Source organism: Variovorax sp. SPNA7, from assembly GCF_033807855.1.
Classification (GTDB): domain Bacteria; phylum Pseudomonadota; class Gammaproteobacteria; order Burkholderiales; family Burkholderiaceae_C; genus Variovorax; species Variovorax beijingensis.
Window position 1 is genome coordinate 5806667 of the sequence record NZ_CP138513.1, and the last position, 24342, is coordinate 5831008.

The following is a 24342-nucleotide window of genomic DNA, read 5'->3' on the forward strand; positions in this document are numbered from 1 at the left end:
TCTCAGAGGTTCAGCGCGCGGCGGAAGGCGGCCGTTGCCGCGGCGCTGCCGACGCGCTCGCAGGCCTGCAGCCGCGCCCACGACAGCGGGTTGTTGCGCAGCAGGTAGGGCGCGTTCTCGGGATAGCGCGCGGCGCGCCAGCCGCTGATGGCCACCACCATCACCAGCCGCGCGGCGATCAGGTCGAACAGCACGCCGGCCTCGGCCGGCGACAGCGGCCGAACCGCGTGGTAGGCGGCCACCAGCGGCACGATGGCCGCGAGCGGATCGTCGCCGGTGCCGGCCTGGTACGCGGCGGCCACGGCCAGGTCGTTGATGCACGGCGCGCGCACCATGTCGCCGAAGTCGAGGATCGCGGCGATGCGGTCGGTGTCGGCCGGATCGACCAGCAGGTTGTAGATGTTGAAGTCGTTGTGGATCGGCTGCGCGGGCAGCGTGCGCAACACCGGCTTGGCATCGCGCTCGAAGCGGTCGAGCGCGGCGCTGGCCAGCGCGCGGCGCTCCGGCTCGGCGATGTGGGCGAGCAAGCCGCGCACGCTGTCGGCGCGCTGCAGGTCCCAGGGCAGCGGCAGGTCGCCGGCCGGATGGTCGAAGCCTGCGAGCGCGAGGTCGAGCCGGGCCAGCATGCGCGCAAGGTTCTGCTGCTGCAGCGGCGTGCGCGGCGCCTCGGGCAGCGGCAGGCCGGGCAGGTAGCTGAAGAGGCGCACCACGCGCGGCAGGCCGTCGCCCGGGTCGCAGACGAAGGAGGCGGCGCCGTCCCGCGTCGGCACGATGCGCTGCACCGGCAGGCCCGGGTCGGCGGCCGCGAGATGCAGCAGGGCCTGGGTCTGGAAGTCGGCGACGAGCGCGGTCTCGGCCGGGTGCGAGAGCTTCAGCATGAAGCGGGCGCCGTCGGCGGCGCGCTCGAGCCGGTAGTTGCGGTCGCGCTCGCCGGTCAGCGGCTTCATCTCGCCCTCGATGCCGTAGCGCTCGCATGCGAGCTGGCGTACCCAGGCGTCGTCGAGCGCGGGCGAGGCTTCGCTGAGCACCTGCGCGTCGGCGAAGTCGGCAGTTGGCGTCATGCGACGCTCTCGAAGCCGCGCAGCGCGCTCGCGATGTTCGGCCCCAGGTCGTCGGAGAGGTAACCGCCTTCCTGCACCAGCACCGTGGGCAGCCCCAGGCGCGCGATCTCGGCCAGCAGCAGCGCGAACCCGGCGGTCTGGATCTTCATGCCCTTGTAGGGATCGCGCTCGTGGGCGTCGAGCCCCAGCGCCACCACCAGCGCGCCGGGCGCATAGGCGCGGATGCTGTCGCAGGCATCGCGCAGCGCGGGCAGGTAGCCGTCGATGTCGGTACCCAGCGCCAGCGGCTTGTTGATGTTGTAGCCCAGGCCTTCGCCTTCGCCGCGCTCGTGCGCGTGGCCGATGAAGAAGGGCGTGAAGTTGCGCGGGTCGCCGTGCAGCGAGATGGTCAGCACGTCGGCGCGGCGGTAGAAGATGCCCTGCGTGCCGTTGCCGTGGTGCACGTCGATGTCGAGGATGGCCACGCGGTCGTGCACGCCGCGCAGGTGCTGCGCCGCAATGGCCACGTTGTTGAGATAGCAGAAGCCGTTGGCGCGGTCAGCATAGGCGTGGTGGCCGGGCGGGCGGCACAGCGCATAGGCCGCGCGCTCGCCGTCGAGCACGAGCTGCGCCGCATGCGTCGCCATGTTCGCCGAGGCGATGGCGGCCTCCCAGGTGCGCGCGCCGATCGAGCAGGCGTTGTCGCCCATGTGGAAGCCGGCCTGGCCGACCACGCTGTCGGGGTAGGTGCAGGGCTGGCCCGGGAAGGGATGGATGTTGGGCATCACTTCTTCCGAGGGATCGTCCAGCAGCTGCCAGCGCGCGTAGGCCGTTGCTAGAAAGCGCAGGTACTCGGGCGTGTGGATGGCGGCGCGCGGGCCGGCGCCGAAGTCGCGCGTGGCGACGATCTCGTGGCCCTCCCGCTGCACCGCCTCGAGCAGGCGGAATGCGCGCTCGGGCTGCTCGTTGCTGCGCTTGAGCTTGCCGCGCACCATGAAGAGCTGCGGGTCGTGGTCCTTGTGCGTGTCGCTGTAGACGACTTTCATCGGTGTGCTTCTCCGGTCTCAGGCATTGGCGGGAAGGGGCGCGGCGCCGTGCTGCTTCACGAACAGCGCGCGCACGTGCTGCCAGGCGTCTTCCAGGTGCACGCGCATCGCGGCCTTGGCGGCCTCGGGGTCGCGGCGCACCAGGGCATCGACGATCGGGCGGTGGGTCTCGGCCATGGCGGTGGGGTCGTGGTAGACCGCATCGATCAGCGCGATGATCATCTGCATCTCGGTCTGCGTGTTCATGAAGATGCGGTGCAGGTGCGCGTTGCCCGAGAGCTCGCAGATCAGCGTGTGCAGCGCCAGGTCGTTGGCGATGCGGTGGTGCTGCGGCTGCGTGTTGGCCTCACGCACCATGGCCTCGACCAGCGCCTGCACGCGCGCGATGCCCGCGTCGTCGGCCTTGCGGCAGGCCAGTTCGATGGAGGTGAGCTCCAGGCTCAGGCGCACTTCGAACAGGTCGTCGATCTCCTGCACGCTGATGGTCCGCACCGCGAAGCCGTGGCGCGGCTTGGCCACCAGCACGCCCTGGCGCTCGAGCCGCCGCGCCGCCTCGCGCACGGGCGCGCGGCTCACGCCCATGCGGCGTGCGATGTCGGCCTCGACGATGCGGCTGCCGGGTGCCAGGCGGCCTTCGACGATGGCGCGCGTCAGCTGGGCCTCGACCAGGCCGACGAGGTCGGTCGACTCGACCGATTCGAACAGGGCCGCATCGGCAGCAGGAGGAGGAGGAGAAATTGTGGAAATTGCCATGTTGCTTGTCTCGTCATTGGTGTGCGCCAGGGGCGATTCTTCACCGGATGGCATCCGCTGTCCCCGGGTTGGCCGGCACGGTCTTCAGGCCCCGCCCCGCGCGCGCCAGGTAGATGCCCGCCGCCATGATCAGCGCGATGCCGGCCATTGCGATCGCGTCGGGCGGCCGGCGGAACCAGAAGGTGCTGAAGGCCACGGCCAGCAGCAGCTGGAAGTAGTTGAGCGGCGCCAGCGTGGAGGCTTCCACACGCTCGAACGCGGCCAGCAGCAGCCACTGGGCCGCCGCGCTGCAGGCGCCGCCCGCGAGCAGCAGCGCCACGTCGCCCCAGGGCGGCTGCTGGGCGGGCAGGAAGAAGGGCGCGGGCAGCAGCGTGACGACGAAGCAGGCCAGCGCGGTCCAGGCGTACTGCACCGGCCCCGCGACCAGGCCCGCGAGCCGCCGCGTGAGCAGCTGGAAGATCGCGTAGCAGACGGCGGCCACCGCCATCAGCACCGTGCCGAGCAGCGGCAGGTCGGCGCCCGGCCGCACGATCAGCAGCATGCCGCCGAAGCCGACCGTCACCGCCACCCAGCGGCTGCGCCGCACCTGTTCGCCGAGCAGCCACGGCGACAGCGCCACCATCAGCAGCGGCGCGGTGAAGTAGATGGCCGTGGCCTCGGCCAGCGGCATCCAGATCAGCGCCGTCATGAAGCAGGTGGCCACCGTCGCGAGCATCAGCCCGCGCAGCAGCAGCAGAGGCTTCTGCTGCGTGCGCCACATGCGCAGGTCGCCATGGCGCAGCAGCATCGCAAAGGCAATGCCGCTCACCGCGACATAGCGCATCACGTTGACGAAGGGCGCCGGGTAGAACTGCAGCATGTACTTGCAGAACGCGTCGTAGGAGGCAAATGCCACCAGCGCGCAGAAGAACAGCGCCACGCCGGCGCGCCTGGAGCCCGCCGGACGCAGTGCGAGAGCCGTGGCGGCAGTGCTCATCGCGCGGCCTGGAAGCCCCGCAGGAAGTTGTCGAGCGCGGGGCCGATGGCTTCCACCATGTAGCCGCCTTCCTGCACGACCACCGTGGGCAGCTTCAGCGCGCCGACGCGCTCGCCGATGTGGCGGTAGGCGTCGAGGTCGAGCTCGAGCACGCTGATGGGGTCGTCCTTGTAGCTGTCGAAACCGAGCGCGAGCACCAGCGCCTTGGGTGCGAATTCGCGCAGCGCGGCCGCGCCCCGGTCCACCGCCTCGAGGAACACCGCGTTGTCCGCGCCGTGCGCGAGCGGCAGGTTCAGGTTGAAGCCTTCGCCCGCGCCCACGCCGCGTTCGTGCGCGTAGCCGGTGTAGAACGGGTAGTAGCCCGCGGGATCGGCATGCGTCGACACGGTCAGCACGTCGCCGCGCGCATAGAAGATGTTCTGCGTGCCGTCGCCGTGGTGCGCATCGACGTCGAACACCGCCACGCGGCCGTGCCGCTCGCACAGGCGCTGCGCCGCAATGGCGCTGTTGTTGATGTAGCAGAAGCCGCCCGCGCGGTCGCGGTGCGCGTGGTGGCCCGAGGGGCGGCACAGCGCATAGGCCGCGTCACCGCTTTCCAGCACCGCATCGGCGGCGGCCACCGCGGTGTGGGCCGAGCGCAGGATCGAGCGCCAGGTGTGCGGGCCGAGCGGACACGAAAGGTCGCTGATGTAGTAGCCCGTGCGCGCCACCAGCGAAGGCGAGGGACACGGCGCGCGCGCCACGCCCGGCATGCCGTTGTCGTAGGGCGAAAGATTCGGCAGCACCTCGATGCCGGGCTCCACGCCGGGCACCTCGAGCTCGCGCCACAGCGCGTAGGCGGTTTCCAGGTAATCGAGGTAGTCGGTGCTGTGCACGGCTTCGAGCGGCGCGCGGCCGTAGTCGCGCGGCTCGGCCAGCGCAATGCCGCGCAGGGCCAGCGCATCGCGTAGCGCATGCGCGCGGCTCGGCAAGTCGGTCGGCTTGCAGATGCGGCCCAGCCGCATGAACTGCTGCGGATCGTGCAGCAGTTGCTCGTCGGTGAAGAAGGCCTTCATGCGAAGGTTTCTTCGAACACCGTCATGGCCCGGCCGAAGCGCGCGAACATGTCGTCGACCTGTTCGGCCGTGATGATGAGCGGCGGGCAGAAGGCGATCGAATCGCCCATCGCGCGCACGATGAGCCCCTGCGCCAGCGCGAGCTCGGCAAGGCGTGCGCCGGCCTTCTGCGCGGGATCGAAGGGCGCGCGCCTGGCCGGGTCGGCATACAGCTCGATCGCACCGATGAGCCCTACGCCGCGCACCTCGCCGACATGCTTGCGACCGGCGTGGGCCTGCAGCCCTTGCTGGAATTGCGGCACCAGCGATTGCACATGCGCGAGGATGTTCTCGTCCTCGTAGACCTTGAGCGTCTCGAGCGCGATGGCGCAGGCCACCGGATGGCCCGAGTAGGTGAAGCCGTGGCCGAAGGTGCCGATCTTGCCGCTGTTGGCGGCCACGGCCGCATGCACCTTCTCGTTGACCATCACGGCCGAGATCGGCACGTAGCCCGAGGACAGCGCCTTGGCTGCGGTCAGGATGTCGGGCCTGAGGCCGAAGGTGGCCGAGCCGAACATCTGGCCGGTGCGGCCGAAGCCGCAGATCACCTCGTCGGCGATCAACAGCACCTCGTACTTCGCCAGCACCTTCTGCACCTTGTCGAAATAGGTGGCCGGCGGCACCAGCACGCCGCCCGCGCCCATCACGGGCTCGGCGATGAAGGCACCGACCGTCTCGGGGCCTTCGTCGAGGATGCGCTGCTCGAGCGCAGCGGCCAGCCGCGTCGCGAAGTCTTCCTCGCTCTCGCCGGCTTCGGCGTAGCGGAAATGGTGCGGGCAGTCGACGTGCAGGATGCGGTCGATCGGCAGGTCGAAGTCGCGGTGGTTCGGCACCAGGCCACTCAGGCTCGCAGCTGCGACGGTGACGCCGTGGTACGCATTGCGGCGCGCGATGATCTTTTTCTTCTCGGGCTTGCCGATGGCGTTGTGGTAGTACCAGACCAGCTTGACCGCGGAGTCGTTGGCCTCCGAACCCGAGTTGGCGAAGAACACCTTGGACATCGGCACCGGCGCGAGCGCGAGCAGCTTTTCGGCCAGCGCGATGGCGGCCGGGTTGGAGCGGCCGTTGAACGTGTGGTAGTACGGCAATCCGTGCAGCGCCTCGCTGCCGGCCTTGGCCAGGCGTGCATTGCTGAAGCCCAGCGAGGCGCACCACAGGCCCGACATCGCTTCGAGGTAGCGGCGGCCCTGGTCGTCCTCCACGAAGATGCCGTCGCCGCGCTGGATCACCAGCGGGCCGAGCTGCGGATGCGTCGCAAGGTTGGTGAAGGGGTGCAGATGCGCGGCGATGTCGTTGGCGGCGTTCTCTGCGTGCGTGCTGGCGTTCATGAAGGCGGTTCCGTTGTGGAGGGAGTTCGATCAATAGCCGCGCGCCAGGTCGACCTGGTTCGCGGGACGCCGGCCTTGGCGCAGCGACGCGAGGTTGTCGAGCGTCTGGCGCGCGATCACGAGGCTGTCGGTGCGCGTGGCGATGTGCGGCGTGACGAGGATGCGCGGGTCGCCCCAGAACGGATGCTCCGGCGGCAGCGGCTCCTGCGAGAAGGCATCGAGCGTGGCCGCCGAAAGCCGGCCCGCGTCGAGCGCCGGCTGCAGGTCGGCCTCGACCAGGTGGTCGCCGCGGCCGACGTTGATCAGGTGCGCGCCGCGCGGCAGCCTGGCGAACAGCGCGGCATCGAGAAAGCCGTGCGTCTCGGCGGTGAGCGGCAGCAGGCACACCAGCGTGTCGCAGCCCGCAAGGAATTCATCGAGCTGCGCGGCGCCGTGGAAGCCTGCGACGCCGGCCGGCAGCGCTTCTTTCTTGCTGCGGCTCCAGCCGCGCACCGGGTAGCCGATGGCGGCGAGCGCCTCGGCGCAGGCCATGCCCAGCGTGCCCAGGCCCGCAATGCCCACGCGGTGGTGGCGCGGCGACACGATCGGCTGCTCCTCCCACTGGCGGGCCGCGGAACTCGCGACGTAGGCGCGCATGCCGCGGTGCTGCTGCACCACGGCCCAGCAGACATAGGCCTTCATGCCGGCCGCCATGCCGGTGTCGACAATGCGGCACAGCGGCACCTGCCGTGGCAGCTCCGCGTCGGCCGTGATGTGCTCGATGCCCGCGGCCAGCGACTGCACGAGCCGCAGCTTCGGCATCTGCGCGAGCAGGCCGTGCGGCGGAAACCAGCAGACGGCCGCGTCGATCTGGTCGAGCACGCCGAGTTCTTCGCCCAGGCGCAGGTCGATGCCCGGATGGGCCTCGCGGAAGGCTGCGGCAAGGTATTCCATGTCCAGCACCTCGCTCAGGATCGCCACGCAGGGCGTGCCGCCTTTGTCGTACGCCGCCATCACGCGACCAGCGCCTCGGCCGGCGACGCGGCGGACACCAGCCGCGGCACCGCCTCGATCAGCTTGCGCGTGTAGGCGTGCTTCGGATCGCCGAGCACCTTGTGCGTCTCGCCGTATTCGACGACCTCGCCGCGCTGCATCACCGCGATGTGGTCGCACATCTGGCCGGCCACGCGCAGGTCGTGCGTGATGAAGACCATGGCAAGCTGGAACTGCTCGCGCACCTGCGCGAAGAGCTCGAGCACCTGCGCCTGCACCGACACGTCCAGCGCCGACACCGGCTCGTCGGCCACCAGCAGTTCGGGCTGCATGGCCAGCGCGCGCGCAATGCCGATGCGCTGGCGCTGCCCGCCCGAGAACTCGTGCGGATAGCGCTCGGCCGCGTCGGCGCCCAGGCCCACGAGCTTCAGCAGCTCCATCGCGCGTGCCATGGCTTCGGCCTTGCCCACGCCCTGCGCGATCGGTCCGCCCGCGATGGCCGCGCCCACGCGGTGGCGCGGATTGAGCGATGCGTACGGGTCCTGGAACACCATCTGGATCTTGCCCGCGGCCTCGCGGCGGAAGGCCGGGCCCTGCGACAGGCTGCGGCCCTTGAAGAGGATGCGGCCGCTGTCGAACGGCGAGAGCCCCACCAGGCAGCGGCCCACGCTCGACTTGCCCGAGCCCGATTCGCCGACCAGCCCCAGCGTCTCGCCGCGGCGCAGCTCGAAGCTGACGTTCTTCGCGGCCTGCACCGAGCGGCCGCGCTTGAAGAGGCCGTTGCCCGAGCTGTAGGTCTTGCACAGGTCCTGCACCTGCAGCACGCGCACGACCTCGCCGCTTGGCGTGTCGCGCTCGGCAGTGCCGGTGGGAATGGCGGCGATCAGCTTGCGCGTGTAGGGGTGCTGCGGCGCATCGAGCACCTGGCGCACCGGCCCGGCCTCGACCACCTGGCCGGTCTGCATCACGACCACCTGGTCGGCAATCTCGGACACCACGCCGAAGTCGTGCGTGATGAACAGCACCGCCGTGCCGCGGCGCTGCTGCAGCTCGCGGATCAGCGCGAGGATCTGCGCCTGCGTCGTCACGTCGAGCGCGGTGGTCGGCTCGTCGGCAATCAGCAGCACGGGCTCGAGCACCAGCGCGCAGGCGATCATCACGCGCTGGCGCTGGCCGCCCGAGAGACGGAACGGATAGGCATCGATCAGCAGCTCCGGGTCGGGCAGGCCGACGTCGGCCAGCGCGGCCAGGATGCGCCGCCGCTTCTCGGCCGCGGGCACGCTGCCGTGCGCATCGAAGACTTCGCCGATCTGCTCGCCGATGCGCATCACGGGGTTGAGCGCCGTCATCGGCTCCTGGAACACCATGCCGATGCGCCGGCCGCGCAGCTCGCGCATCTGCGGCTCGGTGAGCTGCAGCAGGTCGCGGCCCTCGAACAAGATCTGCCCGGCCACGGGCTCGACGTGCGGGCGCGGCAGCAGGCCCATCACGGCGTTGGCGATCATCGACTTGCCCGAGCCCGATTCGCCGACCACGCACAGCGTCTGGCCCGGCAGCACCGACAGCGTGGCGCCGTCGACGGCCAGCGCGCGGTCCGCGCCCTTGGGCAGGCGGATGCCCAGGTTGACGACGTCGAGCACCGGCTGCACCGGCTTCATGGGCGTGACGGTGGCGCTCATTTGCCCCTCCCGTCGAGCCGCGTGTTGAGCCCGTCGCTCAGGCCTTCGCCCACGAGGTTGAGCGCGAGCACCGTCAGCACGATGGCCAGGCCCGGGAACAGCGCCATCCACCAGGCCTGGCGCAGCACGGTGCGCGCGGCGCCCACCATGTAGCCCCAGCTCATCTGGTTCGGGTCGCCGAGGCCGAGAAAGCTCAGGCTCGACTCCAGCAGGATGGCCGTGGCCGTCATGAGCGAGGCCATCACGATGATGGGCGACATGGCGTTGGGCAGGATCTGCGTCAGGATGATGCGCGGCGTCGACTGGCCCGCGAGCAGCGCGGCCTGCACGAAGTCGCGCTGGCGCAGCGTGAGGAATTCGCTGCGCACCAGCCGCGCCACCGGCGGCCAGGAGACGATGGCAATCGCCACCGCGATCGAATTGACCGAGGGCTGGAAGATCGCCACCAGCACGATCGCGAGCGCGAAGCTCGGCACCGCCTGGAACAGCTCGGTGAAGCGCATCAGCGCCGCGTCGATCCAGCCGCCGAAGTAGCCGGCAATGGCGCCGAGCGTCACGCCGATCAGCAGTGCGACCACGGTCGACACCAGCCCGATCAGCAGCGAGATGCGCGCGCCATAAATCACGCCCGAGAGGATGTCGCGGCCCAGCGTGTCGGTGCCGAGCGCAAAGCCCGGCTCGGTCCACGGCCGCAGGAACGGCTGCTCGACCATGTTCCACGGATCGTTGGTCACGACCCACGGGCCGATGATGGCGACGACGGCCACCAGCACCAGCACCGCCATGCCGAGCACGGCGCCCTTGTTGCGGCAGAAGCGCCGCCAGAATGGACTTTGCAGCAGGGTCATAGCTCGATCCGGGGATCGACCAGCGTGTAGACGAGGTCGGTGATGAGGTTGAACAGCACGGCCATGGCCGCGGTCACGAGGAAGGCGCCGAGCAGCAGGTTGTAGTCGCGCTGCAGCAGCGCGTCGAACATCAGGCGGCCGATGCCGGGCCAGGCGAACACGGTCTCGGTCAGCACCGCGCCGCCGATCATTCCGCCGGCCTGGATGCCCGCGAGCGTGACCACCGGCAGCAGCGCGTTGCGCAGCACGTGCGCGCGCAGGATGCGGCCGGGCTTCACGCCCTTGGCGCGCGCGGTCTTCACGAAGTCCATCTGCGCCACCTCGAGCATGGCGGCGCGCGTCATGCGCGCATACACCGCCATGTAGAAGAGCGCGAGCGTCAGCGCCGGCAGCACCAGGTGGCCCGCGATGTCCCAGGCCAGCGCCAGGCCGGTGGCGCCGGAGCCCACGGTGCTGAAGCCGAAACCCGGCAGCCAGTCGAGCTGCACCGTGAACACCAGCACCGCCATCAGCGCGAGCCAGTAGAGCGGCGTGGCATAGAAGATGAGCGCCACCACGGTGATCGAGCTGTCGACCCAGCTGCCGGCCCGCCGCGCGGCCAGCGCTCCGAGCGTGATGCCGAACAGCAGCGACAGCGCAAACGCCGTGCCGGTGAGCAGCAGCGTCGCGGGCAGCCGGTCCATGATGAGCTTCAGCACCGGCTGCTGCTGCCGGTACGAGAAGCCCAGGTCGAGCTGCACCACCTTGCCGACGTAGGTGGCGAGCTGCGTCGTGATCGGCTGGTCGAGCCCGAACTGCGCGCGCAGCTGCGCCACGAACTGCGGATCGGACGCGCCCGCCTCGCCCGCCAGCACCGACACCGGATCGCCCGGCGCCGCGCGCACCAGCATGAAGTTGACCGTGGCGATCAGCAGGATCGCCAGCAGGCCCTGCATCACGCGGCCCAGCATGAACTGCGTACGTTTCATCGGCGGCTCCTGTTGCGTTGCATGTGCTGCGGGCTGGCCGTCATGCGAGCGTCGCTGTGCCCAGGCTGTCGTTCAGGCCGATGCCCGATGTGATCAGGTTGCCCAGCTTGGTGCGGTACAGCGTCGGAAAGTTGAGCTCGTGCAGCCAGGCGACGGGCACTTCGTCGAGCAGGATCTTCTGCACCTGCAGGTAGATGGCCTTGCGCTTCTCGGGGTCGCTCTCCTTGGCGCCGGCATCGAACAGCTCGTCGACCTTCGGATTCGAGTAGCCCTCGACGTTGTTGAAGGGCGAGCCCTTGGCGATGTTGCTGGTGGTGTAGTTGCGCGCCACGCCCAGCGCCGGGTCGCCGTACTGGTAGACGTAGGTGAAGGCAAGGTCGTAGTCCCACTCGTTGAGCTTCTGGTTCCAGCCGGCCACGTCGGTGGCCACGAGCTCGACCTTGATGCCGGCCTGCGCGAGGTTCTGGCGCAGGATCTCGGCCGAGCGCGTCCAGGTTTCGCCGTAGGGCAGCGGCAGCAGGCGCAGCGTCTCGCCCTTGTAGCCGGCTTCTTCGAGCAGCTTCTTGGCGGTGGCCACGTTGCGCGGGTACTTGGCGACGTCGGTGCTGTGGAACTTGATGTTGCTGTTGAACGGCCCGGTCGCCGGCTTGGCGAAGCCCTGCCAGGCGATCTTGGCCATGGCTTCGCGGTCGATCGCGTACATCACGGCCTGGCGGAACTTGAGCTTGTCCATCGGCGCCTTGCGGTTGTTGAGCCACAGCCACGAATGCGGCGCGAAGAACTCCCAGCCCTTGGTGGTGACCGCCGCGCCCGGCAGCTTGGAAAGCCGCAGCACGTCGAAGTACTCGACCGCGCCGCCCGGCACCAGGTCGACCTTGCCCGACTCGAAGGCCGCCGCGCGCGAGGCTGCATCGGGAATGATGTGGAAGTACACGCTCTCGACCAGCGGCACGTCCTTGACGTGGTACTTGTCGTTGGCCACGAGCTGGATGTACGAGCCCTTGACCCATTCCTTGAACTTGAACGGGCCGGTGCCGATGGGCGTGGCATTGGCCGGGTTGGTCGCGAACTCGGTGCCTTCGTAGATGTGCTTCGGGATCATCGGCATGCTGCCGACCTCGAAGATGCCGATGAAGGGACCGAAGGGGTACTTGAGCTTGAACTCGACCGTGAGCGGGTCGACGGCCTTGATGCTCTCCACCGCGGCCAGGTTGGCGCGCAGCCGCGCATGCGTCTTGCGCAGGAACACGTCGGCCGAGAACACCACGTCGGCCGAGGTGAAGGGCTTGCCGTCGTGCCAGGTGACGCCGGGCTTGAGCTTGAAGGTGTAGAGGGTGCCTTCCTTGTTGACGGTCCACGAGGTGGCCAGCGAGGGCAGCGGGTTGATCTTCTCGTCGTAGCGCAGCAGGCCTTCGTAGATGTTGCCCGAGATCATCTGCGTGGGGCCGTTCTGCGTGATACCTAGCATGAGCCCCGGCGGCTCCGGCTGCACCACGGCGTTGATCACGCCGCCCTTCTTGCCTTGCGCCAGCAGGTGCAGCGGGACACCCGCCAGCGTCAATCCGGCGGCCGAGGCGGCGCCCATCTGGATGAGGTTGCGACGTTTCATGTGCGGAAACTCCTTGTGGCTCTGTGCGAGCGGGTGGGGACGAAGAAACGGGGAACGCAAGAACGCGGGCGCCGCAGATGGCGGCACCGCCGCGTTCAGTCGCGGTAGGACGTGGCGGGAAGCGGGTCGATGCGCTGCAGCAGTGCGCGCCATTCGCGCGTGTTGGGGTCGGGCTGGCCCGGCTGGCGCACGCTGTCGCCGCTTTCGTATTGCTGCGCGGTCTTCTCGCAGACCTCGGCCGGCACCGGATGCACCGGCAGGCCGCTCGACTGGATCGCCACCTGCACGCGGCAGGCGCGTTCCAGGTTCAGCATCAGGATGAAAGCCTCCGACACCGTGCGCCCGAGCGTGACCAGGCCGTGGTTGCGCAGGATCAGCGCACGCGCCGTCGGGCCCAGGTCGGCCACCAGGCGCTCGCGCTCGTCGGCATCCAGCGCGATGCCCTCGAAGTCGTGATAGACCACGCGGTTGTAGAACTGCAGCGCCCACTGGTTGCAGGGCTGCAGCCCGCCCGCCAGCGACGACACCGCCACGCCCGCCACCGTGTGCGTGTGCAGCACGCAGGCCGCGTCGTGGCGCGCCGAGTGCACCGCGCTGTGGATGGTGAAGCCGGCCGGGTTCACGTCCCAGGGCGAGTCGTCGAGGATGCGGCCGTCCAGGTCGATCTTCACCAGCGACGAGGCCGTGATGTCCTTGAACAGCATGCCGAAGGGATTGATCAGGAACTGGTCCTCGGTGCCCGGCACGCGCGCGGAGATGTGCGTGTAGATGCTGTCGTCCATGCCGTAGTGCGCCACCAGCCGGTAGGCCGCGGCCAGGTCTTCGCGCACCTGGCGCTCGGCATCGGAAACGGATGGGGCCTGGCGGCCCACTGCCTGCAATTGCATGTCGCGTTCCTTTATCAGGCCCGGCGGGAGGCCGCCGGCGCCATGTTCGGGGTTCATCGGGATCGACTGTGCAAACTGTCGACAGTCAACCGACGACAGTCTTAAGCAATATGCAGGCCTGCGTGATGGGGTAAGCCCTTGGTGAGGCGGCTGGAAGCGTGCAAAGGCGCGCCGGCAAAGGGCGGGCGCCAGGAAAAACGCCGCGCGCACTGGGGAAAGTGCGCGCGGCGCGTGGGCCGGACGGTGCCTCTGGGGCGGCTTGGCTGCGCGATGAAGGCGCCGGCTGCACCAGGGTGCAGCGCTGAAATGCACTCAGCGCAGGCGGCCTTCCTCGCGCAGCCGCGCGCCGATGCGGCGGATCTCGGCCTCGCCCTGCTCGAGCGCCGCCTTGCTGGTGTGCACCGAGTAGTGCCCCATCACCAGTTCATGCGGATGCTTCGCGGCCGAGCCCAGCACGAAGGACGTGTCGCCGTGGGCCACGAAGCCGATGTCCGCGCCCGACTCCTCGAACACCGCGAGCTCGCCGGCGGCGACCGGTTCGCCGTCGCCCGCATCGAGCCGGCCCGCGTCGACCGCGATCCAGCCCACCGTATGGCCGGCGGGCGGCGTGTAGCGCCAGTGCTCGCCGTCCTTCAGCTGCACGGCCAGGTAGTTGATCGGCGCCGGGGCCGGAATGGGGCTTTGCGCCGCGCCATGGCGCCCGAGCAGCACCCGCGCCGGGCCTTCCCGCGGCACCTGCGAGGGCGACAGGTAGATGCTCTGCGCCGGCGCGTTTTCTTCCGAGGCCGGCAGGGCCACCCAGAGCTGGAAGCCCTGCACGCGCTTGGTGCCCGGCGCGGGCGCGCCGTCGTGCCACACGCCGTTGCCGGCGCGCATCCACTCGACGCCGCCGGCCGGCAGCACGCCCTGTTCGCCGGTCGTGTCTTCGTACAGCGTGTCGCCGTCGATCAGCCAGGTCAGCGTGGCAATGCCCGAATGCGGGTGCATGCCGAAGCCCTTGCGGCCGCCCGAGGTGTCGAAGCCGAAAAGGTCGAGGAACACGAAAGGCTTGAGGAATTCGCCCAGGTCGCCCGGGCTCATGAGCCGCGTGATCGGCCCGTGCTGCGAGCCGCGCGTGCGGTAGACGATGGCGCGGGCTTCGGTGGTGGTGGCAACGGCGGTGGTCATGGGAAGCTCCTTTAATCGATGGAAGAAGGATCAGGCCGCGCTGGCCGCCGGTGCGGGCCGCAGGCGCCAGGCCACGAAGGCCGACAGCAGCATGAGCACCGCGGCCGGCGCGGGACTGCCGCCGATCAGCACGAGGTGCGTGGCCACGGCGCTGGCCATGGTCGCGGTCAGCAGCAGGCCGCCGATGAAGCCGGTCGCCGGCACCAGCACCAGCAGCAGCACCGCGCCGCCGACCTCGACCACGCCCGTCACGTAGCGGAACCACTGGCCGAAGCCGACCGCCTCGAACACCTGGACCATCTGCGGCACGCCGGCCAGCTTGGCGAGGCCGGCGGCACCGAAGGCCAGCGCCAAAAGAATGCGGACGCCCCAGACGATGCGGCGCTGGGTTGTGGAGGAAGTGGAAATGGGAGATGTGGAAGTCATGGGCACAAGGTTAGGGCGGCACCCATTGATCGACTAGACGGCAGAATCGGATCGCACTCGTCCATCAATAGAAGGAATCCCGCCATGCTCGACCTCAACGACATCGCCGTGTTCGTGCAGGTGGTGCGCCACGGCAGCTTTGCCGGGGCAGCGCGCCGGCTGGGCCTGCCGCCCAACACCGTGAGCCGGCGCATCCAGCAGCTCGAGGCGCAGCTGGGCACGCGGCTCATGCAGCGCTCCACCCGCAGGCTCACGCTGACCAGCGCGGGCCAGGCGTTTCACGAGCGCTGCGCGGGCGCGGTCGACGGGCTGGTCGAGGCCGGGCAGGCGCTGATCACCGGCAGCCAGCAGCCCAGCGGCCTGGTGCGCGTGGCGGCGACGGCCGATTTCTTCGATTTCTTCCCGATGGAGTGGGTGGCCGACTTCCTGGCCGCGCATCCGCTGGTGCGCGTCGACTTCGTTCTGAGCGACGCCAGGGCCGACCTGATCGCCGAGCAGATCGACATCGCGTTCCGCGGCGGCGCGCTGCCCGACTCCGGCTACGTCGGCCGCAAGCTCCTGGGCGCCCGGACCGACGGCATGGTCGCGAGCCCCGCCTACATCGCCGCGCGCGGCGCGCCCGCCACCCTGCAGGACCTGGCGGAGCACGACTGCGTCATCTCGCCCCATCCGAGCGGCCGCACGCTCTGGCGCCTGGCCGGCCCCGGCGGCGCGGAAGAAGAAGTGCAGGTTGCGGGCCGCTTCAGCGGCAACACCGCGCAGGCGCTGCGCAAGGCCGCGCTCGCCGGCCTGGGCATCGCGCTGCTGCCGCCCACCATGGCCAGGCTCGACCTGGAGGCCGGCCGGCTGGTGCCGGTGCTGCCGCAGTACCAGCGCACCGGGCAAGGGTTGAGCGTGCTCTACCCGAGCCGCAAGCACCTGCCGCTGGCGGTGTCGGCCTTCATCGGGATGGTGATGGAGAAGCTCAGCGCGGTGGAGGCGCTGCCGGAGATGTTGCGGGCCGACCGGATTTCATGACCCATGCTCAGCCGCGCGGGGCCGTGTTGCGCAGCGCGTGCCGAATGGTCGACAGGCCGCGCAGCAGGTGCGCATCGAGCTCTTCGAGCATCGCGTTGAGGTCGCTGCCGATGGCCAGTTCGAGGAACAGGTGGTGGTTCTCCGCGAAGTCGGGCTTGGGCGCATGCGTCAGGCGGCACACCGCAAAGCCGAGCTGGATCTTCTGCGTCATCTGGCGCCACACATCGAGCAGCAGCTGATTGCCGCAGCGCTCGTAGACCAGGCCGTGGAAGTGGGCCTCCGCCGCGCTCTCGCGATGCAGCTCGCTGCTGGAGGCCGCTTCGGCCAATGCCTCGTAGCGCGCGGTCATCTCGGCGCGAAAGGCTTCGTCGCGCTGCGGCCACAGGCGGATGAACGCCTGCCTTTCCATGATGCGGCGCACCTCGTACACGTCGCTCATGGTTTCTTCGCTGATGTCGGTCACGTAGGTGCCGGCGTAGGGCTTGTTCACGAGCAGGCCGGTCTCGATGAGCTCGCGGATCGCCTCGCGCAGCAGGCCGCGGCTGACGCCGAACTGGGTGGCGAAGTGGCTCTCGACCAGCTGCGTGCCGGGCGCGATCCTGCCGGTGAGGATGGCGTCGCGCAGGGTCTGCGCCACGTAGTCGCGCCGCGTGGCCGAGGGGGCGGGTGCGAAATCGGGGAGGGTCTTCATCGCGGCGGGTCGGGTGTCGGGGCGTGGGCGGTGGACGTCAATGGCTGCGCAGGGCCAGGCGCTTTTCGAGGCGGCTTGCGGCATAGGCGCCAGGGTAGATGAGCACGAAGTACACCACGGCCACGGCCGTCAGGATTTCCAGCGGCCGGTAGTAGGCGGCGCTCAGCGCGCGGCCCTGGTACATGAGCTCGTGCACCGCGATGACGGACGCGATGGACGTGTTCTTCGCCAGCTCGATGCCGCGGTTGGTGAAGGCCGGCAGCATGCGCTTGAGCACCTGCGGCAGCACCACGCGGCGCAGCACCTGCACGCGCCGCATGCCCAGGGCGCGCGCGCCCTCCCACTGGCCCGCCGGCAGCGAGGCGATGCCGCCGCGGAAGATCTCCGAGCAGTAGGCCGATGCGTTGAGCGAAAGCGCCAGCAGCGCCGCCACATAGGGCGTGAGCTGCCAGCCCGTGAGGATCGGAAACGCATAGAAGAACCACACCAGCTGGATCAGGATCGGGATGTTGCGGAACAGCTCCATGTAGCCGCGCGTCGCGGCGCCCACGAGGCGGCTTTTCGACCGTGCGCCCAGCGCGATCAGCAGGCCGATCGCCATGGCCGAGGGAAAGGCGACGGCCCACAGGCCGGCCGTGACGCCCACGCCCTTGAGCAGCACGGGCCAGTGCTGCAACACGGCCGAGAAGTCCCAGGTGAAATCCATCGTCAGGCTCCTGCAGCGCGGGTGGAAATGGCCAGGCGATGCTCGGCCACGCGTGCGACGAGGCTCAGCGAGAACAGCGCCAGGAAGAAGATGGCCGCGACCACCGTGTACACCTCCAGCGGCCGGAAGGTGATCGAGTTGACCTGCATGGCCTGGTAGAGCAGGTCGGAGTAGGCCAGCGTGGAGGCCAGCGCGGTGGTCTTGATGAGTTCGAACGAACGCTCGATGAACGGCGGCAGCATGCGCGCGAGCGCCTGCGGCAGCACCACGCGGCGCAAGGCCTGGTGCGAGCGCATGCCGACGGCGCGCGCCGCTTCCCACTGCCCGCGCTCGATCGACACCAGGCCGCCGCGGAACACCTCGGCGAAGAATGCGCCCGACTGCGTCGACAGCGCAATGACCGCCGCCGCGTACGGGTCCAGGCTCACGCCGATGAGCACCGGCAGTGCGTAGAAGGCCCAGAAGAAATGCACCAGCGGCGGCGTGTTGCGATAGAACTCGATCACCCACAGCGCGGGCCTGGCGAGCCACGCCCTGCCCGACAGCCGCAGGGCCGCGAGCACGACGCCGAACACCACGCCCAGCGCAATGGCGACGGCGGCGATCTTCATCGTGCCGACGAAGCCCGCGAGCAGCATGTCGCGGTGCGCCCAGACGCCGCTGAAGTCCCATTCGTAGTTCATGTGCGCCCGCCCGCCGGTTCGATGCGTCCCGGCCTACTGGCCGAGCGTTTCCTTCATCACGCCGGGCACGGTGGCCGGGTCGATGCCCTTGGTCTTGAGGTACTGGCCGTACAGCGCCTGCGTCTGGCCCGAGGCGTAGAGCTTGCCGATCAGGCCGTCGAGCTGGTTGCGGAAGCCCGCATCGGCCTCGCGCCGGATGCCCACGCTGGTCGGCAGCGCGACGACCGGCTGCGGCACCTGCACCTTGCCCTTGCGGATCTTCGAGTACGCGATGACCAGCGCCGGGTGATAGAAGCCGATCGCGTCGACGCGGCCCGACATGAAGGCCGCCACGGTTTCGTCGGTGTTGGTGAAGCGCTCGATCTTCGCCTTCGGCAGGCGCGTGGTCAGGTCGCGGTCGGTCGCCGTGCCCAGCGCCACGCCGATGCGCACTTCGGGCTTGTCGAGGTCGGCCCAGTTCTTGGCGACGAGGCCGTCCTTCGCGAGCACGCCCTGCGCATACCAGAGCAGCGGGCTGGCCGGAAAGTCGATGGCCTTCTTGCGCTCTTCGGTGGCATCGAGCACGAACATGGCATCGATCTGCCCGGCCTGCAGCGCCGCCACGCTGTTGCCCCAGGTGGTTTCGACCGGCGTCATCTTCACGCCCATCTCCTTGGCGACCTGTTCGCCGAGCAGCACGCCGAGCCCGGTCCAGGTGCCCGAGGCGGGATCGCGGAAGTACCACGGATCGCCGGGCGCAACGCCGATGCGCAGCTCGCCGCTCTGCTTGATCTTCTGCAGCGTGTTGGTCTGCGCGCCGGCGGCAAGGCTGCCGAGCGACAGGGAGGCGGCGAGCGCCAGGGCGACGGCACGGCGCAGGCGCCGGAAGGGAGTGGTGGCATTCATGGGATGGCTTTCCGTGGACTGGAGTTGAAGGGAACAGGCGGTGTGGCGGTGTTCAGGCGGCTGCGGGCAGCGCGCCATGGGCCTCGTTCGCGCTGGCGATGTAGGCGCGGTAGAGCGCGTCGAGCCGCTGCGTGAGCGGGCCGAGCGGCGCCAGCGCGCGGCCGTCGACCGACGACACCGGCGTGAGCCCGGCCAGCGTGCCGGTGACGAAGGCCTCGTCGGCCGCGTAGACCTCGGCCAGCGTGAAGTCGCCTTCGTGCACCGGGATGCCCGCCTCGCGTGCGAGCCGCACCACGGTGGCGCGCGTGATGCCGTTGAAGCAGTAGCGCCCCGACGAGGTCCACAGTGCGCCGTTGCGCACCGCGAAGAAGTTGGTGGAATTGCAGCTCGAGACGAAGCCGTGGGGGTCGAGCATCAGCGCCTCGTCCGCGCCGGCCTGGATGGCCTGGATCAGGGCCTGGATCAGGTTGAGGCGGCTGTGCGAATTGAGCCGCAGGTCGAACACGTCCGGCCCGCTGCAGCGCAGGGTCGAGGTGAAGAGCTTCAGGCCGTTGCGCTTGGCCTCCGGCGTGACCACCTTGTGCTCGGCCACGCACACCACCGTGGCGCCGCCGATGATGAAGCGCGGGTCCTGGTTGGGCGTTTTCTTGACGCCGCGCGTGACCATGAGCCGCGCGTGCGCGCCGTCGCGCATGCCATTGCGCAGGAAGGTGTCGACGACCACCTGCTTCGTCTGTGCCTTGGTCATGCCGACGTCCAGCGCGATCGACTTCGCGCCCTCGTACATGCGGTCGATGTGGGCGTCGAAGGACACGATGCGGCCGTCGACCAGGCGCACGCCTTCCCACACGCCGTCGCCGCACACGTAGCCGGCGTCGAACACCGACACCACCGCCTGGTGGCGCGGCACGAACTGCCCGTTCACGTAGACGAGCACCTCGTCGTTGCGTGCATCGGGGGCGTAGGCCTGGGAACTGGTCTTCGAGGGGGCGCTGTCGGCGTGCATGAATAAGGGTCCTGGGATCAGAAGTGGAAGGCGGTGAAGCGCTCGATGAAGCGCTGCGTGCGCTCCTGCTTCGGGTGCTTGAGCACCTCGTCAGGCGTGCCGCTCTCGTGCAGCAGTCCGTCGGCGAGGAACACCACCTTGTTGGCAAAGTGATAGGCAAAGCCGAGCTCGTGCGTCACGAGCAGCATGGTCCGGCCTTCGTCGGCCAGCGCGCGGATGGTGCCGAGCACCTCGCCGACCAGCTCGGGGTCGAGCGAGGACGTGGGCTCGTCGAACAGCAGCACCTCGGGCTCCATGGCCAGCGCGCGGGCGATGGCGACGCGCTGCTGCTGGCCGCCGGACAGGTGGCCCGGGTAGGCGGCGGCCTTTTCCGCCAGGCCCACCTTGGCGATTTGGGCCATGGCGCGCTCGCGGGCCTGCGCCGCGGGCAGGCGCTTGACGGTCACCAGCCCCTCCATGACGTTCTGCAGCACCGTCATGTGCGGGAACAGGTTGAACTGCTGGAACACCATGCCGACCTGCTTGCGCACCTCGCTGAGTTCGCTCTCGCTGTAGCGCCGAACGTCGGAACCCGCCGCCGGGCTGCCCACGGCGCGTCCCTTGAGGACCACCTGCCCGGCGGAAGGCATTTCCATGAAGTTGAGGCAGCGCAGCAGCGTGCTCTTGCCCGAGCCGCTCGCGCCGATGATGGCGATGCGGTCGCCGGGCAGCACGTCGAGGTCGATGCCGCGCAGCACGTGGTGGCTGCCGTAGCGCTTGTGCAGGGCCTGGATGCGGAGAACGGGCGGCGGGGCGGCTGTCATGGCATGCAATGGTATGGATTGTCGAACAATCGACAATCGGGAGTTGTACTATCCACGCAAAGTCCATGCCATGTCTCCTCACGAGGGCGCTCGCCGGCCGTGTGCGGCCGCTTCGCCCCTGCGGGAGAATCGCCCCCCATGAAAATCGAAAAAGACACAGTCGTCACCCTCAAGTACAAGGTTGCCGACGCCCAGGGCAAGCTCATCGAAGCCAGCCCCGAGCCGATGGCCTACCTGCATGGCGGCTACGAGAACACGCTGCCCAAGATCGAGGAAGCGCTCGATGGCAAGGAAAAGGGCTTCCAGACCACGCTGAACCTGGCGCCCGAAGACGCCTTCGGCCTGCGCGACGAGTCGCTGGTGCGCAGCATCCCCAAGTCCGAATTTCCGCCGGGCGTGAAGGTGGGCGGGCAACTCGAGGGGCGCCTCGACGATGGCACCGAGCACCTCTTCACCGTGATGAAGATCAAGGGCCCGGTCGTGCTGCTGGACGGCAACCACCCGTGGGCCGGCAAGGCGCTGAAGTTCAGCCTCCAGGTGACGGACGTGCGCGCGGCGCTGCCGGTGGAGATCGAGCATCGGCACGTGCATGGTGCGCATGGGCACCATCACTGACCGATCGGGTCCGGCGGACCGGCCGTTCTAGTTCTTCTTTTTCCAGAACCGCGGCGCCTTCCCGATCCGGCCCAGTGCCTTGCGGCAGGCCTTCGCGTGCGCCGCATGGCGCGCGCTGAACCAGCCGACGGCGAACCATGCGCGGGCATCGCGCGCCGTGGCTTCGCGATAGAGCGCGCGCGCCACGGCTTCGTCGTTGAACTCGCCCAGCGCGTCCTGCGCGGGGCGCAGGCGCTTCAGGTAGCGCTCGGCGGCTGGCATTTTTTCTTCATCCGCATCGGCGAACAGCGGTGCCACGAACTCGGCCAGGTAGCGCAGGCGCTTGAGCCGCTTGCGCGTGCGGTGCTGGTCTTCGGTGGCCAGCGATTCGAAACGTCGGCCGTCGCGCACCGCCTGTTCATGCAGGCGTTGCAGGCGCTTTCGCAGATGGCGGCGCGCCTCTCCGGCATCGAGCGGCGCCAGCGCTGACGAGGGCTGCCCGGCTTCGTCGACATCGCCTTGCGCAGCGGTGGCCGCGGTGAAGCCGATCAGCGAAACCAGCACCGATTGGAACGCCGGCGCGCGCACCACCTCGCCGGGCGAGGGCGGCTCGGCCGCCGCATCGTCGCCAGCCAAGGGATCGAACTCCGGCGCCCCCGCATCGCGCAGTTGCGGCTGGGCCAGCTTCACGATCTGCTCGCGGTCGCGCAGGGCGCCGAGCGCGCGGAAGGCCTCGGCCAGCGGCGGCTCCCATTCGGCGCCGTTGAAAAGACCGGTGCGCGGGTCGAGCCCCGCGAGTTCGCGCAGCGCGGTGCGCAGGCGCCGGATGCCGATGCGCAGCTGATGGATCTGCTCTTCATCCGTGCTGCCCGCGGCGATCTCGCTCGCGTTGGGCAGCATCTGCGCGAGGCATGACGCGACCACGGCCTGCTGGATGGCGCGGCCGCCCGGCTTTTCTTTCTCTTCGGCAAAGCGCGGCGCCTCGGCCTTCACGGCCGGCACCACGTCGAGCTTCGCCAGCAGGCGCGCGCCGCGCTCGGCCTTGGACACGGTGCTGAACCACAGGCCGTGCTGCTGCGACCAGCGGCGCGCGAGCGCGACCAGCCCCTGCACGTCGCCGCGCTTGAGTTCGAGTTCCAGCTCGCACACGGGCGATTCGCGCTCGTCCGGCGTGCCCGCATGGGCGATGACCTTGCCGACATCGAGCGCCAGCTCCACCACGGCCGCGCCGGCGCCGGTGGTGCGCACGTCGCGCGTGAGCCGCACGATGTCGGTGGACTGGCGTTCGACCAGCGCGGCGCCGCCCGCGGCCAGCGCCTTGGCAAGCCGTTCGCCCACCGGCGTGCCCTGGTGGCGCTGCGGGTCGATGGCCGGCGTGGCCCCGCCCGCCGCCGCGGCGCCCAGGTCGACGTTGTGTTCGAGCCGCTGCAGCGCGTTGTCGCCGGTGGCCTTGGCGGTCTGCACCCAGCGCCGGCCCTCCTTGCGCAGGCGCAGCACGATGCCCTGGGCGGCCAGCGCCTGGTCCGCGGTGTCGAAGTAGCGCGCCTGCAGCCGCGTGCGCACCACGGCGCCGCGCCGCATGGCGGCCTCCACGGCTTTCAGGCGCTGTGCGGGAACATGAAACTTGAACTCGATTTCCATGCCGGCCATGATGCCCGGTCTTTTCCATTGCGCAGCCGGTTCTGCGTCTGCCGCTGCGGCGTCAAGAAAAAAGGAAGAAGGGCTCGCCATGACCGCACCGCTCGATCCCACCGCCCTGCTGGCTGCGGGCGCCGCCCGATCGGCCAGGGCACTGGCCGCGGGCCAGCTGAGCGCCGCGGCGCTGTGCGAAGCCGCCATCGCCCGCATCGAAACGCTCGACGGCACGCTCAACGCGGTGGTGGTGCGCGACTTCGACCGGGCGCGCCGCCAGGCCGCCGAAGCCGATGCGGCCCTCGCGCGCGGCGAGCGCCGGCCGCTGCTGGGCGTGCCGATGACGGTGAAGGAGGCTTTCAACGTCGCGGGCCTGCCGACCAGCTGGGGCCTGCCGCCGTTCCGCGATTTCGTGCCGCAGCAGGACGCCGTCGCCGTGGCGCGCCTCAAGGCGGCGGGTGCGGTGATTCTCGGCAAGACCAACGTGCCGCCCGCGCTGGCCGACTGGCAATGCGCCAATCCGGTGTACGGCCGCACGGTGCACCCGCTCGATGCCGGGCGCACGCCCGGCGGCTCCTCGGGCGGCGGCGCGGTGGCGGTGGCCACCGGCATGGTGGCGCTGGAGCTCGGCAGCGACCTGATGGGCTCGCTGCGCATTCCCGCGAGCTTTTGCGGCGTGTACGCGCACAAGCCGAGCCACGGCCTGCTGCCGACGCGCGGCTTCGCGTTTCCGGGCACGGAGGAGGCGCCGGCCGGGCTGCCCTCGGTGATCGGGCCGATCGGCCACTGCGCGGACGACCTCTCGCTGGCGCTCGATGTGCTGGCCGGGCCCGACGCGGCCCCTGCGGCGCAAGGCCGGTTCATGCTGCCGGCGGCGCGCCATGCGGCGGCCAAGGACTGGCGCGTGCTGGTGGTCACCGCGCATCCGCAGGCCGCGGTGGCGGCCGACGTGCGCGCCGCCGTCGAAGGCGCCGGGCAGCGGCTGGCAAAGGCCGGCGCCTCGGTGACCCAGGCCTCGGACCTGCTGCCCGACCTGGCCGAAGTCGGCGACACCTACGGCCAGATCGTGCAGACCGTGCTCGCGCATGCCGAGCCCGGCGGCCGCTCGTCGATGCCGCTGCGCAGCTGGTTCGACCTGCTGGCCACGCGCACGCGCATCCGGGCGCAGCTGCGCACGCTGTTCACGCAATTCGACGCCGTGCTGTGCCCGGCGGTGGGTTGCGCGGCCTTCGAGCATGTGGCCGGGCCCGATTTCGAGAAGCGCACGCTCACTATCGACGGAAGGCCGACGCCCTATAGCGCGCTGGCCGCCTGGTCCGGGCTCGCGAGCCTGGGCGGACTGCCCGCTACAGTTGCTCCCGCGGGCTTCACGGCCGGTGGACTGCCGCTGGGCGTGCAGATCGTCGGCCCGTATTTCGAGGACCGCAGCACCCTCGCCCTGGCCAGTTTTTGCTGACAGGAGGTGCGGTTTGAAAAAATAATGTGGACGCCGTACATTTTCTTTGGTATCTTTTGTGGACGGTGTACACAAC

24 protein-coding genes are annotated in these 24342 nt (G+C 69.8%); 3 read left to right on the plus strand and 21 right to left on the minus strand.

Features of this window, described 5'->3' with window-relative positions; all coding sequences use genetic code 11:
* Positions 1-2: 2 nt before the first annotated feature.
* The 14 genes from RZE77_RS27290 to RZE77_RS27355 form a co-directional block, all read right to left on the minus strand.
* A complete protein-coding gene (locus tag RZE77_RS27290) occupies positions 3-1061 on the minus strand; it encodes a phosphotransferase (RefSeq protein ID WP_319440077.1) in 1059 nt (352 codons plus the stop codon).
* Complete coding sequence (locus RZE77_RS27295) at positions 1058-2086, minus strand: histone deacetylase family protein (RefSeq protein ID WP_319440078.1); 1029 nt, start codon at positions 2084-2086, stop codon at positions 1058-1060. The genes RZE77_RS27290 and RZE77_RS27295 overlap by 4 nt, the downstream gene beginning before the upstream one ends.
* 18 nt (positions 2087-2104) lie before the next feature.
* Positions 2105-2893, minus strand: coding sequence for a GntR family transcriptional regulator (locus RZE77_RS27300; protein ID WP_062363924.1), 789 nt, complete (start codon positions 2891-2893; stop codon positions 2105-2107).
* Complete coding sequence (locus RZE77_RS27305; protein ID WP_319440079.1) at positions 2880-3815, minus strand: DMT family transporter; 936 nt, start codon at positions 3813-3815, stop codon at positions 2880-2882. Before RZE77_RS27305 ends, RZE77_RS27300 begins: the two co-directional genes overlap by 14 nt.
* A complete protein-coding gene (locus RZE77_RS27310) occupies positions 3812-4870 on the minus strand; it encodes a histone deacetylase family protein (protein ID WP_319440080.1) in 1059 nt (352 codons plus the stop codon). The genes RZE77_RS27305 and RZE77_RS27310 overlap by 4 nt, the downstream gene beginning before the upstream one ends.
* Complete coding sequence (locus tag RZE77_RS27315; protein ID WP_319440081.1) at positions 4867-6237, minus strand: aminotransferase; 1371 nt, start codon at positions 6235-6237, stop codon at positions 4867-4869. Before RZE77_RS27315 ends, RZE77_RS27310 begins: the two co-directional genes overlap by 4 nt.
* A gap of 30 nt (positions 6238-6267) precedes the next feature.
* On the minus strand, positions 6268-7230 hold the full coding sequence (locus tag RZE77_RS27320) for a 2-hydroxyacid dehydrogenase (RefSeq protein ID WP_319440082.1): 963 nt from the start codon (positions 7228-7230) through the stop codon (positions 6268-6270).
* A complete protein-coding gene (locus tag RZE77_RS27325) occupies positions 7230-8888 on the minus strand; it encodes an ABC transporter ATP-binding protein (protein WP_319440083.1) in 1659 nt (552 codons plus the stop codon). The genes RZE77_RS27320 and RZE77_RS27325 overlap by 1 nt, the downstream gene beginning before the upstream one ends.
* A complete protein-coding gene (locus RZE77_RS27330) occupies positions 8885-9736 on the minus strand; it encodes an ABC transporter permease (RefSeq protein WP_319440084.1) in 852 nt (283 codons plus the stop codon). The genes RZE77_RS27325 and RZE77_RS27330 overlap by 4 nt, the downstream gene beginning before the upstream one ends.
* On the minus strand, positions 9733-10704 hold the full coding sequence (locus tag RZE77_RS27335; protein ID WP_015867973.1) for an ABC transporter permease: 972 nt from the start codon (positions 10702-10704) through the stop codon (positions 9733-9735). The genes RZE77_RS27330 and RZE77_RS27335 overlap by 4 nt, the downstream gene beginning before the upstream one ends.
* Positions 10705-10744: 40 nt before the next feature.
* A complete protein-coding gene (locus tag RZE77_RS27340) occupies positions 10745-12313 on the minus strand; it encodes an ABC transporter substrate-binding protein (protein ID WP_319440085.1) in 1569 nt (522 codons plus the stop codon).
* A gap of 95 nt (positions 12314-12408) precedes the next feature.
* The gene (locus tag RZE77_RS27345) at positions 12409-13200 is read right to left on the minus strand and encodes a class II aldolase/adducin family protein (protein ID WP_319440086.1); all 792 of its coding nucleotides are present in this window, start codon (positions 13198-13200) and stop codon (positions 12409-12411) included.
* Between the two features lie 312 nt (positions 13201-13512).
* A complete protein-coding gene (locus RZE77_RS27350; RefSeq protein WP_319440087.1) occupies positions 13513-14367 on the minus strand; it encodes a pirin family protein in 855 nt (284 codons plus the stop codon).
* Positions 14368-14397: 30 nt separating this feature from the next.
* On the minus strand, positions 14398-14793 hold the full coding sequence (locus RZE77_RS27355) for a DoxX family protein (RefSeq protein ID WP_319440088.1): 396 nt from the start codon (positions 14791-14793) through the stop codon (positions 14398-14400).
* Positions 14794-14877: 84 nt separating this feature from the next.
* Here RZE77_RS27355 and RZE77_RS27360 point away from each other — a divergent pair, with 84 nt between their 5' ends.
* Positions 14878-15810: a LysR family transcriptional regulator gene (locus tag RZE77_RS27360; protein ID WP_319440089.1), complete on the plus strand. Its 933-nt coding sequence runs from the start codon at positions 14878-14880 to the stop codon at positions 15808-15810.
* 7 nt (positions 15811-15817) lie between these two features.
* Here the strand turns inward: RZE77_RS27360 and RZE77_RS27365 are convergent, their stop codons facing one another.
* The 6 genes from RZE77_RS27365 to RZE77_RS27390 are packed head-to-tail and all read right to left on the minus strand — an operon-like array spanning position 15818 to position 20584.
* Positions 15818-16501 carry a GntR family transcriptional regulator gene (locus RZE77_RS27365; RefSeq protein ID WP_319440090.1) on the minus strand — a complete coding sequence of 228 codons (684 nt, stop codon included), beginning with the start codon at positions 16499-16501 and terminating at the stop codon, positions 15818-15820.
* A 37-nt stretch (positions 16502-16538) separates the two neighbouring features.
* Positions 16539-17207, minus strand: a complete 669-nt coding sequence (locus tag RZE77_RS27370; protein WP_015867980.1) for an amino acid ABC transporter permease — start codon at positions 17205-17207, stop codon at positions 16539-16541.
* A 2-nt stretch (positions 17208-17209) separates the two neighbouring features.
* The gene (locus RZE77_RS27375) at positions 17210-17890 is read right to left on the minus strand and encodes an amino acid ABC transporter permease (protein ID WP_319440091.1); all 681 of its coding nucleotides are present in this window, start codon (positions 17888-17890) and stop codon (positions 17210-17212) included.
* Positions 17891-17923: 33 nt separating this feature from the next.
* Positions 17924-18775, minus strand: coding sequence for a transporter substrate-binding domain-containing protein (locus tag RZE77_RS27380; protein ID WP_319440092.1), 852 nt, complete (start codon positions 18773-18775; stop codon positions 17924-17926).
* Between the two features lie 52 nt (positions 18776-18827).
* On the minus strand, positions 18828-19781 hold the full coding sequence (locus RZE77_RS27385; RefSeq protein WP_319440093.1) for an aminotransferase class IV: 954 nt from the start codon (positions 19779-19781) through the stop codon (positions 18828-18830).
* A 17-nt stretch (positions 19782-19798) separates the two neighbouring features.
* Positions 19799-20584, minus strand: a complete 786-nt coding sequence (locus RZE77_RS27390) for an amino acid ABC transporter ATP-binding protein (RefSeq protein WP_319440094.1) — start codon at positions 20582-20584, stop codon at positions 19799-19801.
* 138 nt (positions 20585-20722) lie between these two features.
* Between RZE77_RS27390 and RZE77_RS27395 the strand changes: the two genes are divergently transcribed.
* A complete protein-coding gene (locus RZE77_RS27395; protein ID WP_015867985.1) occupies positions 20723-21199 on the plus strand; it encodes an FKBP-type peptidyl-prolyl cis-trans isomerase in 477 nt (158 codons plus the stop codon).
* A 27-nt stretch (positions 21200-21226) separates the two neighbouring features.
* On the opposite strand, the gene RZE77_RS27400 is transcribed toward RZE77_RS27395, so the two are convergent.
* Positions 21227-22828 carry a CYTH and CHAD domain-containing protein gene (locus tag RZE77_RS27400; RefSeq protein ID WP_319440095.1) on the minus strand — a complete coding sequence of 534 codons (1602 nt, stop codon included), beginning with the start codon at positions 22826-22828 and terminating at the stop codon, positions 21227-21229.
* A 79-nt stretch (positions 22829-22907) separates the two neighbouring features.
* Here RZE77_RS27400 and RZE77_RS27405 point away from each other — a divergent pair, with 79 nt between their 5' ends.
* Positions 22908-24266: an amidase family protein gene (locus RZE77_RS27405; RefSeq protein WP_319440096.1), complete on the plus strand. Its 1359-nt coding sequence runs from the start codon at positions 22908-22910 to the stop codon at positions 24264-24266.
* Positions 24267-24342 lie beyond the last annotated feature (76 nt).